Annotated in this window: 11 protein-coding genes; 8 read left to right on the forward strand and 3 right to left on the reverse strand. The window is 41.8% G+C overall.

All coding sequences use genetic code 11. From position 1 onward, the window contains the following. Window positions 1–12: 12 nt before the first annotated feature. Window positions 13–261 carry a hypothetical protein gene (locus R8G66_19760; protein MDW3194624.1) on the forward strand — a complete coding sequence of 83 codons (249 nt, stop codon included), beginning with the start codon at window positions 13–15 and terminating at the stop codon, window positions 259–261. A gap of 182 nt (window positions 262–443) precedes the next feature. Beyond that, on the forward strand, window positions 444–2,609 hold the full coding sequence (locus tag R8G66_19765; protein ID MDW3194625.1) for a DPP IV N-terminal domain-containing protein: 2,166 nt from the start codon (window positions 444–446) through the stop codon (window positions 2,607–2,609). Between the two features lie 254 nt (window positions 2,610–2,863). Here the strand turns inward: R8G66_19765 and R8G66_19770 are convergent, their stop codons facing one another. Together R8G66_19770 and R8G66_19775 are read right to left on the reverse strand one after the other, a co-directional pair. Then, window positions 2,864–3,304 (reverse strand): hypothetical protein, encoded by a 441-nt coding sequence (locus R8G66_19770; GenBank protein ID MDW3194626.1) that lies wholly within the window; start codon window positions 3,302–3,304, stop codon window positions 2,864–2,866. Between the two features lie 240 nt (window positions 3,305–3,544). Next, complete coding sequence (locus R8G66_19775; protein ID MDW3194627.1) at window positions 3,545–4,972, reverse strand: S41 family peptidase; 1,428 nt, start codon at window positions 4,970–4,972, stop codon at window positions 3,545–3,547. A 237-nt stretch (window positions 4,973–5,209) separates the two neighbouring features. Here R8G66_19775 and R8G66_19780 point away from each other — a divergent pair, with 237 nt between their 5' ends. Beyond that, on the forward strand, window positions 5,210–7,258 hold the full coding sequence (locus tag R8G66_19780; protein ID MDW3194628.1) for a penicillin acylase family protein: 2,049 nt from the start codon (window positions 5,210–5,212) through the stop codon (window positions 7,256–7,258). A 364-nt stretch (window positions 7,259–7,622) separates the two neighbouring features. Further along, on the forward strand, window positions 7,623–8,624 hold the full coding sequence (locus R8G66_19785; protein MDW3194629.1) for a hypothetical protein: 1,002 nt from the start codon (window positions 7,623–7,625) through the stop codon (window positions 8,622–8,624). Window positions 8,625–8,804: 180 nt separating this feature from the next. On the opposite strand, the gene R8G66_19790 is transcribed toward R8G66_19785, so the two are convergent. Next, complete coding sequence (locus R8G66_19790; protein MDW3194630.1) at window positions 8,805–10,715, reverse strand: asparagine synthase-related protein; 1,911 nt, start codon at window positions 10,713–10,715, stop codon at window positions 8,805–8,807. A gap of 328 nt (window positions 10,716–11,043) precedes the next feature. Between R8G66_19790 and R8G66_19795 the strand changes: the two genes are divergently transcribed. The 4 genes from R8G66_19795 (at window position 11,044) to R8G66_19810 (ending at window position 14,689) form a co-directional block, all read left to right on the forward strand. Next, window positions 11,044–11,400 carry a YciI family protein gene (locus R8G66_19795; protein MDW3194631.1) on the forward strand — a complete coding sequence of 119 codons (357 nt, stop codon included), beginning with the start codon at window positions 11,044–11,046 and terminating at the stop codon, window positions 11,398–11,400. Between the two features lie 9 nt (window positions 11,401–11,409). Continuing rightward, window positions 11,410–12,669, forward strand: coding sequence for a sigma-70 family RNA polymerase sigma factor (locus R8G66_19800; GenBank protein ID MDW3194632.1), 1,260 nt, complete (start codon window positions 11,410–11,412; stop codon window positions 12,667–12,669). Window positions 12,670–12,718: 49 nt separating this feature from the next. Next, window positions 12,719–13,603, forward strand: coding sequence for a DUF5694 domain-containing protein (locus R8G66_19805; protein ID MDW3194633.1), 885 nt, complete (start codon window positions 12,719–12,721; stop codon window positions 13,601–13,603). A 384-nt stretch (window positions 13,604–13,987) separates the two neighbouring features. Further along, entirely contained in the window at window positions 13,988–14,689 is a 702-nt protein-coding gene (locus R8G66_19810) for a hypothetical protein (protein MDW3194634.1), read from the forward strand. The last annotated feature ends 89 nt before the right edge of the window (window positions 14,690–14,778 follow it).

Consider the following 14,778-nt stretch of genomic DNA (forward strand, 5'->3'; position numbering starts at 1 on the left):
AACATCAACCAATTGATCATTGATCGGATCGATAATCCCAATTTATCCGTCGATGATGTCCCTCATAAATTCAATGTTCGTCGAAGTAAGACCTACAGGCTGATCAAGGAACTAACAAAAAAAACACCAAAAGCCTACATCAAAGAAATTAAATTGGAATTCGTTCACGTATTGATCAAGAAAAGGAAAATAAAAAACACCTTGGAAGGGGCTCGGGCTGAAGGCATGATGAAATCCACGGAAATTCAAGCACTAATATGAATCCAAATTTGGTCCGCTCATTTGGCATAACTCAAAACTCCCTCCAACAGAATAGTCACCAATTTTTTATTGGAGCCGATAGCCAGACCGTGATATCTTTAACCCCAGTCCGTTAAAAAATTCATTTGACCTCCAACATTTTTAAGCAAGTTTGTCAACTGAAATCAACGCATTTTAACCCCATGAAATCAAGCAACCTACTCTTTCTATGCTTACTTTTTGCTCCTTTTTTGGTAGGTGCCCAGGATCAGATCTCTGTGGCTCAATATCAACATGCAGAAAGCCAATTATCCTTCAACACTTCCCAATACGCCGATCGGACCTATGTCCGACCCACCTGGGAGTCTGACAACCTGCTTTGGTACAAAAACCTCATCAAGGATGGCAAAGAGTTTGTTCTCTATGACATTAAGGGGAAGAAGAAAACTGTCTTTGACTCCAAAGACCAATTGAATAAAAAGCTTACTGCTAAGGAGGAAACACCAACATACAATTGGAGAAAAGAAGTTATTTCCCCGGACGAAAGTAAAGTAGTTTTTATCCGGGATTGGAACCTGTGGGTACGTTATCTGGATAGTGGTGAAGAAAAGCAACTCACTACAGATGGCATTGAAAACTATGGCTATGCCACTGATAATGCAGGCTGGCGTCAGGGAGAACGGCCTGTTGTATTATGGTCACCGGATTCCAGAAAGATTGCCACCTTTCAGCAAGATCAGCGGCATGTATCTGATATGCATCTGGTGACGACCAATGTAGGAGAACCCACCTTGAAAAGCTGGAAATATCCATTGCCTACGGATGAGAAAGTCATTCAAATCGAACGTGTCATCATCGATGTAGACAATGCGAAAATGATCCGCCTGGATATGCCTGCGGATGATCGTCGTGGCACCTTGTGTGATGAAATCATTTGCTCAGGGGCTTTTGACGACAATCAATGGATCAATGATGGTGAGCAATTGGTTTTTGTCTCCTCCACCAGGGATCACAAAATAGCGCAACTCAGAATTGCAGATGCCACCACCGGTAAAGTCAGAGATATCCTTAAAGAAGAAGTGGAAACACAATATGAATCAGGACAGGGGGCGATCAATTGGCACTATCTGGAGGATAGCGACGAAGTGATCTGGTATTCTGAGCGTGATAACTGGGGGCATTTGTACCTGTACGATGCGAAAAATGGTCAGCTTAAGCATCAAATTACCAAGGGCGATTTTGTCGTGACCCAAGTCAAACATATCGACAAAAAGCGTGGCGTCATCTTTTTTGAAGCGAATGGACGGGAAGCAGGACGCAATCCTTATTTCAGTCATTTATATCGGGTTGATTTATCCGGCAAGCGATTGAAGTTACTCACACCAGAAGACGGAAATCATCGCCTCAGTTTTTCTCCAAACTTCCAATACTTCGTAGATAATTACTCTCAACCAAACGTCCCTCCTGTTTCGGTCATTCGCGATATGAATGGAAAATTGATTGAGACGCTGGAGAAGTCTGATATTTCACGGCTTACTGCCACAGGATGGAAAGCTCCTACCCCAATTTCCGTCAAGTCCGCTGATGGTAATTTCGACCTTTATGGCCTGATCTTTACCCCTGGTAATTTAGATCCCAATCAAAAATACCCTGTGGTCAATTATGTCTATCCTGGTCCACAAGGAGGTAGTGTACGGGGCTGGAACTTTACCACTTCTAGAGGCGATCATCAGGCACTGGCAGAATTGGGTTTTGTGGTAGTGGTGATCGAAGGCAGTTGCAACCCGGGCCGTTCAAAAGCTTTTCATGATGCCTGCTACGGCGAAATGTCCATCAACACCTTACCTGATCAGATCTCCGGCATGCAGCAACTTGCCACCAAATTCCCTTACATGGACCTGGACAAGGTCGGTATTTGGGGACACTCGGGAGGTGGATTTGCAACCGCCGCTGCCATGTTCAATTATCCAGATTTCTATGATGTCGGTATTTCCGAGTCCGGTAACCATGATAACCGCAACTACGAAGACGACTGGGGAGAGCGCTACATTGGAAAACTCGAAGGCGACAATTATGAGAGACAGGCCAATCAACTCAATGCCGAGAACCTGAAAGGAAAACTAATGTTGGCCCACGGTGGCATGGATGACAATGTTCCTCCTTACAATACGTATCTGGTGGTGGATGCCCTCATCAAAGCAAACAAAGATTTTGATCTACTCATCTTCCCCAATGCACGTCATGGCTATGGTGCAGATCGCAATTACATGGCACGTAGAAGATGGGATTATTTTGTTAAGCACCTTAAGGGTGCCGTTCCACCAAAGGAATACAAAATTGAACCTACAGAGGATCCGAGGGATCAATAAATCTTGCCCGTCAGCTAGCAATAGTTTCCCATATCAAATCATTTATAAGCCAGTCCAATCAGGGGCTGGCTTTCTTTTTGCCGTTTGCATTGCGCACTCTTCGCTAGGATTTTGAACAAGAAGCATTACAAATGCGAATTAAGAAAAAGTCGCATTACAATTGGGACAGAACTAAGGTTTTTTGTGATGAACAATAAAAAAGGACCGCTATTTGCCGTCCTTTTACTTGAATGTGATATCGAATGTAAAACTACTTACGCAGCTCCATTTACCGCAGCTACCATGGCATCCACTTTCGCTTTCATGGCTGAGTCCGCTTTAAGTGCTTTTTTGATAGCGGAGTATTTCTTGGCTCCAAGGCTTCCTTTGGCAAGTGTGCTTACAACAGACTTGGCCGCGTCTTGTTTCTTCTTGATCTGACCATTTACAACATTCAGAAAGCTGGTTTCCCATTCTTGTGCTGGCTCACCTTCACCTTTTCTCAACTCCTGAAATCTTTTACCAGTCATACCGTCCTGCTTAGCAATCAAGTCATTCACCATCGGGCTGATTTTATCGGTAATTGATTTCTGGGCCATTAAGATGATGGCATAGTCTTTCAGATCTGCATCTGTGATGTCATCCTGTGCCAATGCGCTATTGGCAAATGAAACCATCAGTAGACAAGTCATGAAGGCAGTAGTGATTCTTCTCATTCTAATTTTGTTTTTGTTCGAAAGGATAGCGTTTGATTCCCTCTCTTTTGCTTCAGTTTATACTAGAGCGAAAAAAAACGGCTTATTCAAAAGAAACAACTGAAAATTGGTTGAACCCGAAAGTAATCGATTACAGTGGTGGTATAGGTCAACTGGCGGTCATAAAGACTTGAATCAGTGTACTATTCGTATTGCGATAAATTAGACGCAATCGCAATGTGTAAAGAAGCCCCGAAAACGCTACTCCTGCCCTAACAACTCAATCGTTTGTGTCATCCAATCGCGATCGTATTCTAATAAGTAATCCGGTGCGACTCCTTCTGCTTCGTATTTTCTTTGTTTTTCGTAGCGCGTCATCGTGCAAGTCAAACTGAAGTCGTAGCAAGGGGTGTTAAGCCCTCCGTTTTCACCATAACCGACGTAACCACCTGAATTTTCGCCAACCAGTATGGTTCGGCTGCTCTCTTTTGCCCAAAAGAGCAGGGTTTCGCAAGAACTCGCGCAGTACTGATTCTGAATGATGGCTACTGATTTGGGATGCTTAGCCACATCTTTGGTTTTTGTACTCCCTCCTTTGCTTCTGATAATCCAGGTTCCTGGTTTGGCCCTTTCCATTCGAGCTACTTCATGGCTGATCCATTCGACTTGCTCCGGACCATAATTAAGATCATCTGCTTGCCACTCTGCTTGCCAGGATTTCCACAGATTCAAGTTGTCTTCCGTCACCAATAGCTCTACACGATCTCCTTTAATTGGATTGGTATAAATGTATGGCAACAATGGACTCACATTGTTATCACTCCCGCCCCCATTGTCTCGAACGTCGACAATCAGATAGGGTGTTTGTCTTATGGTTTCATCTGCAACTTGATATAGCGAATCAATTCTCGCTCCATATCCTCCTGAAAAGCTTGGAATCCGCAAATAGGCAATACTATCATTGAGCATTTTGAAATGGAAACTCCGATCCTCATTGGTGGCGTAGTTATGCTCATCTGTTTTAGTGCTTTTCACCCAGGAATCGCCCAAAATACCATTCTTCAACTTGTATCTCCCCGAAAAGCGTAGCGAGTGATTTCTCAAATATGAAAATGCCTGATAGTGATTATCGCCCAGTTGTTTGATTTCCAATTTAATTTGTCCTCTTTTCCAGAGCTTGCTGGAAGACGACAAAATCACTCCGATGTAATCCCTGAAAGGAGTTTTATTAGGAATAATCGCAATTTCATAAACATCACCAATACGATATATTCCGCGGATATTTTCTATAGGGTATTGTTCTAAATCCGCTTCTGTGAGTTCATAAACTTCTCTTCTTTGATACAAGTCAGAAGCCAGAAACGCGCTGACCGCAGCTTCGTCACTTTCATCAATTGCTTCACTTCTCATTCGAATACTCGCGTGGTTGTCTTTGAAGAATTCTACGTAATAAGTCAACACCCTGAAGCAATCTGCTTTATAAGTGACTGTTCTGGCTTCCTTTCGCAAATCCTCCTTAAATAGTTCATAATCAGTCCTATTCTCATCGTTGACATTATCACTAAAACTCGCCAGGTTTTTCTCATAATAGCTTATAACAAAGTCAAGTTCTTGCTCACAACCACACTCAGATTGGGCAGAGGCAACCAGCGAAAAAAATAAAGTAATGTTAAAAAGGACAGGTCTCATTGATTTGAAGAAGTTTTAAAAAATATGGTTACAAGACAATTGACATTCATAAGGGTTGCACGAAGTACCCCTTGAAATGGAAATTAGGCTAATCCTCGGAAAGCGTGATCATTCTCCATAGCCAGATTCAACCACGACTTAAAGTGATTGAGTTGTTGAATTAAATCAAAAAGAATGGATTAATTTACTTGCTATTATCCATTACAAGAACTAATTACTTTTATTCCAGCTTTACTCATGAGAACCATCTTATTGTCATTCACTGTCCTATTCATTTCAGGATGTGTTGTCAAAGAATCAACCCCAAGTTACGAAAACGAAATTCTGTGGGACAGCTGGGGTATCCCCCACATCTATGCCAATCAGGAGTCCGATCTCTACCAAATGATGGGCTGGGCACAGATGAAAAATCATGGGGATCTGATTTTAAAACTCTATGGCGAAGGGAGAGCTAAATCCTCAGAATATTGGGGAGATGATCCTCAAAATGACATCCTGCTGCATCTAACAGATGTATTGACCGCTGCAGAAAAAACGTGGAACAACATGCCTGCTTCCGACAAAGCAGTTGTGGAAGCCTATGTCAAAGGCTTGAATAGTTACGCGAGCAAGTACCCTGATCAAATTAGCGAAAAGTATCAAAAAGTATTACCTGTTACGGCGATGGATGTCATGAATCATTCTTCACGGGCCATGAACATGGAGTTCCTTATCCGCCGAAACGTAGGCAGCGCCTACAGATGGACTCCTGGTTCTAATGCCTGGGCTGTGGACGGGACAAAAACCGCCTCTAAAAAGGCCATGCTATTGACCAACCCCCATTTACCATGGGAAGATCTTTATTTGTTTTTCGAAGCTCATCTGATCACCCCTGATAATAGTCTGTATGGCACCACGCTGGTAGGATTACCCACTTTAGGCATAGCCTTCAATGAAAACCTGGGATGGACCCATACGGTGAATACCCTGGACAATGTAGACATCTATGAAATCACCATTTCCGGCAATCAGTACCTACTCGATGGAGAGTACAAAGATTTTGAGATCGATAGTGTGAAAGTGGTAACCAAAAAGGACGGTTCTAGTAGTGAACAATGGGTGGTGAAAAAGAAATCAGCTTTTGGAATGGTCTTGAAAGAAAGTGGAGACAAAGCCGTGGCAATGAAATGGGCTAATATGGAGGGAGAATTCAATCCATTAGGTCAATGGAAAGCCATGGGAGAGGCGCAGGATATCAATGCATTCAAAAATGTATTGAAGCAAAATGGCTTACCACTTTTTAATGTGGTTTACGCAGATAAAGCCGGAAACATCTTGTATCATTTTGGGGGGAACATTCCCAAAAAGAACGGAGATTGGGACAAATGGCAACAGATCGTTGCTACCTCCTCCAGCGACGAACTTTGGGATGGATTTTACGGTGCTGATGAAGTACCCAGTTTCACCAACCCGGAAACTGGTTGGATACAAAACGCCAATGACCCACCCTACACCAGCACCGTCCCTGCCACGGTTGACCCTGCTGATTTTGCTTCACACATCGCACCAAATTCGATGAGTTTCCGACCACAACGATCTGCCAGATTGATCATGGATGCCCAAAACCTGACCCTGGAGGATTTCATTACCTTAAAACACGACACCAGGTCTGAGTTGGCCATGCGGCTTCAAGATGATTTTGAAGAACTAAAAAGCATGACCAAAGACAGCCTGACGCTTGCTGCTCTGGAGGTACTTACAAGATGGGATGCTTCTTATGATGCGTCCAGCACCGGAGCTATACTGTTCATGAACATCATTCGACGTGGTGGACTCCCTTTTGGAGACCAGTGGTCCTTTGATGATCCCATCAATACGCCATCCACCATTGGTGACCCAGGAAAGTTCTTGTCTTCAGTGAAGCAAATTGCGCAAGCTCAGATTGACCAGCTGGGTGCACTGGAAGTACCTTATGGTGACCTTTTCCGATTGAAAGTCGGCGAATACGAATATCCTGGCAATGGTGGTTTGGGTCAACTGGGAATATTCAGAACCATGGTCTATCTACCAGGAGATGATGGCAAGCTGTATTCTTACCACGGCGATAGCTATGTGTGTGCTACGGAATTCGGAGATAAGGTAAAAGCAAAAGCACTCATGTCTTATGGCAACGCGACCCAGCCTGGCAACGTACACGTAGGTGATCAATTGAAGCTATTTACGCAAAAGCAGCTTAGAGATGTCTGGTATAGCAGAGCCGATCAGGAAGCCAATCTGGAATTGGTGGAGAAGATGGAAGAGATGTAGCACCGCGAGAAGTCTCTAATGAAATTCTAATTAATGTAACCCATTTCGATGTAATAGATACACTCTGGTGTCATCAGAAGCACAGGATGAACCGGAATTGTTACTGGATCCCGGCCCGTTGTAAAAGTCACGATTCTGGATGATACCTGTGGCAATAACATCCAGTTGGTAGAATATCTCTAAAGGGATCAAGACTATACAAAACACCTAGAGGCCCAGCAAAACTATCCTCCTCGATCAATAAGTGATGGTAAATGTCCCAAACAGATCATCTTGTTCAGAAATTATTGTGTCAAATATGCTCAGTCAATATCTTTGATAAACCGCTACAATAGCTCACAACTGACAATATTTTTATCACATAATGAACCAACTCTCCAAAGAATTATTAGAGATCACAGCTCCCTTTATCAATGACGAAACTGATGAAAAATTCCTTGCTGAGGCATCTCTGAAATATCGAAATCTGCTATTGGTGCAAACAGAAATCGATCGTGGAAACCCTATCAATGAAGAACATATCCAGGGGAGAAATGGAAAAGCTGTCTCATTGAACACGGCCGTAGATTGTCTGGATGATCATAACCGGACCAAAACGTTTATACTAGGAACTTATAAGGCCATACAATCGCTCCTAAAGAAAGGGAAAAAAGAAATCCACATACTTTATGCCGGGACCGGGCCTTTCGCCGCCATCTTACTTCCCTCGATGCTACGCCTTCAAGGAGAGCGCATAAATTATACACTACTGGACATCAACTCCACTACTTTGACGGGGTTACGATTACTCTTAGATAAGTTGGACCTTAAGATGAATCTGATAGAGATTGTACGTGCTGATGCAACTACCTATGAGATTGATGCCAATAAAGGCTACGATATAATCATCAGCGAGACCATGCAAGCAGCCCTGGCAAGGGAACAACAAGTCTCGGTTTTTCTCAACCTGATGAAGCAATCACATGAAGATGTTGTTTTTATTCCTGAGAAAATTGAAGTATTGCTGGGAATCAGGTCCATGGGGTTGAGCAATTATGAACTGACCAAAGAGAATTGCACTGAACTGGACCCTGTCTTTGAAGTCAGCAAAGAAGCCATGCGCAATAAACTCAGGAAAAATGAACTTCCAACAGCATTCCCCAAAACATCAAGTTCGATTGAGAAGAATGCGTTGATTGATAAAGATTTACTCCTATTGATCACGAAGATCAAAGTGTTTGATGATCAAGTATTAGATATCCAGGAAAGCGGTCTAACCATGCCCCTGATCATTGACAATATCTCCATGAAAGGTGAGCAAGACCTATCTGTAGATGTACAATATGTGATCAGTGAGGAGCCCAAATTTGAATTTGAGATCAAATAACGATATGCTCATGATGGATTACATCTACTTAATCAATCCGCCCAAATTGATGGGTAATTCGGGGAGGGAAGATACTAACGAAGAATTGCCCCCAGATAAGCAGGATAAGGCGGGTCAAATAATTTTCGGTCCAATGCTATGGTCAAACTAAAGACGGTTCAATCTCAAAAAACGGAAGGTTCAATTTGGGTTAAACCATTGTAAAAAGAAGGCCAGAAAAATGGACGTGGATTGAAGAAACAGGCGATGGGTAAAAGATTCATCTTGTTTTCGTAGGTTCCCTATTCCCTTTCTAAACATATCCAGCTTTCTTACATCAATATAATTTTGACAGAAATCCGATGCCATCGTTTTATCAACCCATAGGCTTAAATCCTTAAAGTCCGAATGATAAACCATGGCAATATCGGACATCTGCATCGCTCTCTTCTTATTTAACAACACTGTATCAGGTATGTACCCTTTGAAAGACTTCCGAATCAAATGTTTATCAGAACCATGCTTATAAAACATATGGTTTGGCAGAGACACCAGAAACTCCAGCAATTGCACATCTCTGGTTGTATCCATGAAAACAATATCATACTTCGTTCCTAATTGATTCCACAAACCTAATCTGCAATGGACCCCTGGCTCTATTTTGTTGATTTGAAATCTTTTTCCAGGAGTAAATTTTTGGTTTCTATCGAATAATTGATTTTCTATGATTTCACGTCCATTCACTGCATGATAAAAGTCCGGACTTGCCAATGTTTGAGATTCGAAATAGGAATCCAACCGAATTTGTCTGGCCTTCGTGGTATTACGTAATTGGCTCCTGGCACTTGAGGCAATACTTCTTAACAGGTACCCAACGAATCTTTCTATGGGGAGCTTAAGGCCATTTCTAGTGTCTTCCATTAATTGGCCAAAACTTCTGTAGGATGGTAAGCCTGCAAAAGAAACAGATGCATTGCCTCCTTCTGCAATAAAAATTGCATTGATATTTTTTGTCTTGGCCACCTTACATATTTCCTCTATCCACCAATTATTAGTTGTATTTGGAGGGTGTCCAAAAGTGGCAAAGTCACTGGTGAGAAAATTCACGAAGCCTTTAGGATCCTTTTTAATGAGGTTAAGGTTTACATTCTCAAAATGATTTACAGCATCGTAAATATGACTCTGCTCATTGCCTAATCTGATTTGTGAATTGAATTGGTCGAAGTAATCAAAATAGGGCACATAAGAAAAAGCCTCAACGGTTTCATTTCTATCTTTCGCATGGCGAGCAAATAATGCCGTAGTAGAACCAGAATCCAAACCGCCACTTAAAGTTGTCCCCCATCTCATTGGTATACTCAATCGACTTTTTATAGCGTGATTATAGTGTTCTAAAAACTCCTCTACACATTCCCCTTCGTCTTTTACATTTCGTATACCTATATCTTCAAGCACCCAATAACGATTGATTGAGAGTCCTTTCCTGGAAAAGGCTATGGAATGGCCAGGTTTTAAAAATTTTACATCACGATATATCGTTCTATCTTCAAATTCACAAAACCTGCAAAATTCTGAAAACAACTTTTCTTCATCCAATTCATTCCCGATTTGATCAACTTGTAAAACTCCACAGAGTAGTGTCGAAAAATAGAATTTCACACCTCTTCGATAATAGAAGATTGAAGCTCCTGAATGTTGACTTTTAGATAGAAATACCTTTTGTTCCCTATTGTCCCAGATGACCAATGACCAGGTACCATAGACCTCAGTTACAAATTGCTCCCCAAATTCAAGATATAACCTCAACAATAATTCATCATTAGACATCTGAGAGGCTCCCGAAGTAAAGCCGAGTTTCTTCAATAGCTGTTCGTAATTACTGAGTAAGGCGAAAGACTTAATCAGATATTTATCCGAGATTTCGGACATGAATGCACTTTCCTTAGGTTTTGGAAAATTCTGCGAATAAAGTGTAGCTACAGAAAAAAAATCGTTTCGATCACTATCAATTTGATACAGATTATTCAAATTCATCGATAGTGCCATTTTATCCACAATACTGGTATTCGAAACCCCACTAAAGTCCACCGATCCACAAAAATTCCGAGCCATGATTTAATCGTGTAAAAAGCATTTCAAAGCTACATACACATTTACACTACGAAAAGGATTGATGGAATACTTGATTCATGTAATAAGTCCATCTAATCAGCTAGTCGCCTACAATGTTCCCTTGGAACGAACTAAAAGTATTCACACGAATTGCCTTCCCGTACCATAGATAGAAGAAAGCCCATTAAATAAATTGTCCTTTCACCTCATCATTGATGTCAGTGTCTCTTTTTTAATTCAAAAAAAGTTTAGCTTCTTGTCCAATTCTTAGAAGTTCATCCATTAAGACTATAAACGCATATTTTTTAAACTATTTAAAACAAAAGACATGAAAGATTTTATGATGCTCTTCCACAGTGAACCAGATCCTAACATGGAACCTACTCCTGAAGAAATCCAGGCAGAAATCAAGCTATGGATGGATTGGATTGGCGGGATCGGTGCTCAGGGTAAGCTGAAAAATTCAGGAGAAGCATTAGGCTTTGAAGGGAAGACCCTCCACGCCGATGGATCAATCACAGATGGGCCATATGCAGAGTTGAAAGAGATCGTTGGAGGGTTCATCATCGTATCTACAGAAACCCTTGAAGAAGCTGCTGAACTCGCCAAAGGCTGCCCTGCATTGCAGGTAGGTGGCAAAGTTGAGGTCCGGGATATCATGGACACGGGTGGAGAGATCTCGTAATATTCACTCGTGAACGACGAACAATTATCCGAAATTTTTAAGTCTGAGTACAGTAACTTAATTGCTGTACTCAGCAACTATTATGGCGTGTCTGATCTTCAGCTTGCCGAGGACATTGTGTCTGACACATTTGTGAAGGCATTGAAAACCTGGTCGCATAAAGGCATTCCGGAATATCCGAAAGCCTGGCTTAGAAAGGTGGCGCAAAACCAGTTGGTCGAATATCATCGAAGAAAGCAGGTCTTTGACGAAAAGATCACACCGGAATTGGGCGCTGATAGTGACGAAGGTGCTCCGATTGAGATCACGGACAAAATCATAGAGGATAGTCAACTTCATATGATCTTTGTACTTTGCGACCCGGAACTCAATAATGAATCTCAACTTTGTATTGCCCTGCGAATCCTGTGTGGTTTTAACATTGAGGAGATTGCGAAGGCTTTGTTGTCCAACAAAGAGGCCATCAACAAAAAGCTTTATCGCGCCAAGAAGGTAATCAAAGAACGCGGGCAAATCAATACCAGCCTAACTCCGCAAGAATACACCCAAAGGCTGGACAATGTACTTCGCGTGATCTATCTGCTCTTCAATGAAGGGTATTACAGCAGTGCCCAGGAAGTAAATATTAGACACGATATCTGCTGGGAAGCCATGCGATTAGCCATTTTTTTATCCCGGCAAACCCTCTTTCCCAGGCAGAAAGTATTTGCTCTCATTGCATTGATGAGTTTTCATGCCTCACGGCTGGAGGCAAGGTCTTCAGGTGAAAATGGTGACTTGCTCTACGATGAACAAGATCGAAATAAGTGGAATCAAGACCTGATTACAAAAGGTCAACAATACCTGCAAAGTGCATCCAACGGGGATATTATTTCCAAATACCATCTAGAGGCCACCATCGCCTATTGGCATACCCATGAGTCAGAAGGAAAATGGGAACGGATCTTGCAACTGTACAACAAACTGCTGACCATTGAATATTCACCTGTCATTGCCATGAACCGGACTTATGCCCTGGCAATGGCGAATTCTGTCGATGAAGCCATTACAGAAGCGCTAAAGCTGGACCTTAAAACAGACCACCATTATCTGTGTTTACTCGCCGAACTTTATCGGATCAATGAGGATGCTGATCAAGAAATAGCCTATCTGAATAAAGCATTAAAACTCGCTGGGAAGGAAAATGAAAAACAATTGATCCAGCGAAAATTGGCTCGGGCTTTTGGAAAGTTTGAATCTGATTTAACAGACTTTAAGAAAACAAACTAAAGAAGAGAGCAACATCAATCGTTCTTACCGCAAACCTTGCTCTCAAAACATGCCAAATATTCGAAAAGTCCTGCGTTACGGACTACTCATCATCGTTATAGGTTTTGCCGTATTTCTAGCCCCCATCTTCTATCAAACCCATCAATTTTACTACACCCATCAGTATTCCTTCCCGGAAGAAATTCATGCTAAAACAGAAACGGAGGTCTACCTCATTGGTACCAGACACACTCCTAAGGACCACTACAATCAGGATACCGTGTATCGTTATCTTGAGAAACTCCAGCCTGACCTGATCTTGTTGGAATTGGACAGTGGTTTCTTCCGTGGAGATCGATTAAAACGGAAATACACCTTTGTCATGCGCATCTATCCATTTCTGAGAAAATATTGGAATCTGGAAATGTTGGCAGCGACCAAATATGCAAAATACTACCCTAAAACTGCTTTAGCCCCTTACGACTGGGAGGGAAGAAAGGAAATTTACATGGAAGTTAGAGGCAAGAAGCGTTCTGAAATGTTCGTTGCCTTATTCAATATGAAAACGGACACAGTGAAACGTATCTTTCTTGAGCGAGCAATACTTTACAAGCATTACCGAGAATCAACAACCATTCATCAATTTAATTCCATTGATAATGATAAGATAGATATTCGTTCAGCCCATCTTGACTATTCATTGATACCTCAAATGGTATTGGCCACAGATTCACTAAAAGAACATCATGAAGTTGCCAGGAAATTTCGATATTACTGGCCCGCGAGAAATGAAGAAATGGCTGAAAATATCCTAAGAGCCATCAAGTTAAACCCAAACAAGAGAATTGCCATATTGACCGGATCCAGGCACCGATACCTTTTACAAGACTTATTAAAGCCCAAGGAAGAAACCGCAAAATTCAAGCTGTTAGATTATCAAGGAAAGCCCTTATAAGTTTAAGAATTACGTTTTATCAAAGCTATCCTGTAATTTTGCTGCTACTTCGGGCAGTCAATATACAAATCTGAGAATGTAACCATAAATGAGCTTGTTCGACGCGCTAGAGCATGCCCCAATTGGGGACCTTCGAATGCATCGGTGAGTATCATAATCCTTCTAATAAGAGGTTTGATATTAGGTTGTCCGAAGTTTTTTCACTCTTACCATTCCCTCCACATCTAAACAAAGCTGCCTTCCTTGTGTTACTTCCATTGTAAGTTTCGACTAAACAATGGCTAAAGTATTCCGCAAAGCACGACAAGGATCATTGAAAAATCCAAGGTTAGAAAATACCTGCTTTATGCTTTAGGAGAGATCATTCTGGTCGTCATTGGTATTTTGATTGCTGTACAGATCAATTCGATCAGTCAAAATAAGAAACGGACGAAGCTTGAAAAGGTGTTACTTGCCCAGATCAAATTTGAGATCCTGGAAACCTTTGCAGACGTCTGGCGCGATGCAGGAATTTTAGAACAGGGAGCCAAAAGTCATCAGGACATCCTGCATTTCATTGAAGAAGACAGCCCCTACACAGACAGCTTATGTTTTGACTTTCACTGGATACAAATCGATGAGTACGTCTACCCTACCACGGCGGCATATGATCGATTGAAAGAAATGGGACTGGAACTGATCAGCAATGATGAGATCCGTATTTTGCTGCAGTCCCTTTATGAAGGACACTTCCCCCGATTAAGAAAATTCAATTCCTTTACACCGGACATCACAACCACTTTTCACGATTACTACCTCAACTCCTTTAAGCCCAATAGCGATCCGGATTTGTCATTTGATTTTTACTTCGAGGACGTTAAAGTAGGTAACCTAACTTACTCGGATGTGTATTATCAGTTTACTATGAATAATGGCCAGACCATCGGCTATAAACCCCTTGATTTTGAAGCCTTGAAAGATGATCCCAAATTCATGATGTTACTGGACAAAACGAATCGCTACCGCATCAACCGGATCCGGCATTATACTTCAGTACGGTCCATCATCAAAGACGTGATCCATTTGATTGATCAGGAATTGGAATAGTCGCGCAGTGAACACTCACCGGGAACTTTTGGAGCTGATAGCCCATTTAGTTTCCATATATCTACCATCAATTTTTCCGGTGGGTATTT

It is taken from the genome of Cytophagales bacterium, from assembly GCA_033344775.1.
GTDB lineage: Bacteria > Bacteroidota > Bacteroidia > Cytophagales > Cyclobacteriaceae > JAWPMT01.

Bases quoted from the DNA above. Each gene is read 5' to 3' on its own strand.
- R8G66_19765 (MDW3194625.1), top strand. From the start codon at position 444: ATGAAATCAAGCAACCTACTCTTTCTATGCTTACTTTTTGCTCCTTTT.
- R8G66_19770 (MDW3194626.1), bottom strand. From the start codon at position 3,304: ATGAGAAGAATCACTACTGCCTTCATGACTTGTCTACTGATGGTTTCA.
- R8G66_19775 (MDW3194627.1), bottom strand. From the start codon at position 4,972: ATGAGACCTGTCCTTTTTAACATTACTTTATTTTTTTCGCTGGTTGCC.
- R8G66_19780 (MDW3194628.1), top strand. From the start codon at position 5,210: ATGAGAACCATCTTATTGTCATTCACTGTCCTATTCATTTCAGGATGT.
- R8G66_19785 (MDW3194629.1), top strand. From the start codon at position 7,623: ATGAACCAACTCTCCAAAGAATTATTAGAGATCACAGCTCCCTTTATC.
- R8G66_19790 (MDW3194630.1), bottom strand. From the start codon at position 10,715: ATGGCTCGGAATTTTTGTGGATCGGTGGACTTTAGTGGGGTTTCGAAT.
- R8G66_19795 (MDW3194631.1), top strand. From the start codon at position 11,044: ATGAAAGATTTTATGATGCTCTTCCACAGTGAACCAGATCCTAACATG.
- R8G66_19805 (MDW3194633.1), top strand. From the start codon at position 12,719: ATGCCAAATATTCGAAAAGTCCTGCGTTACGGACTACTCATCATCGTT.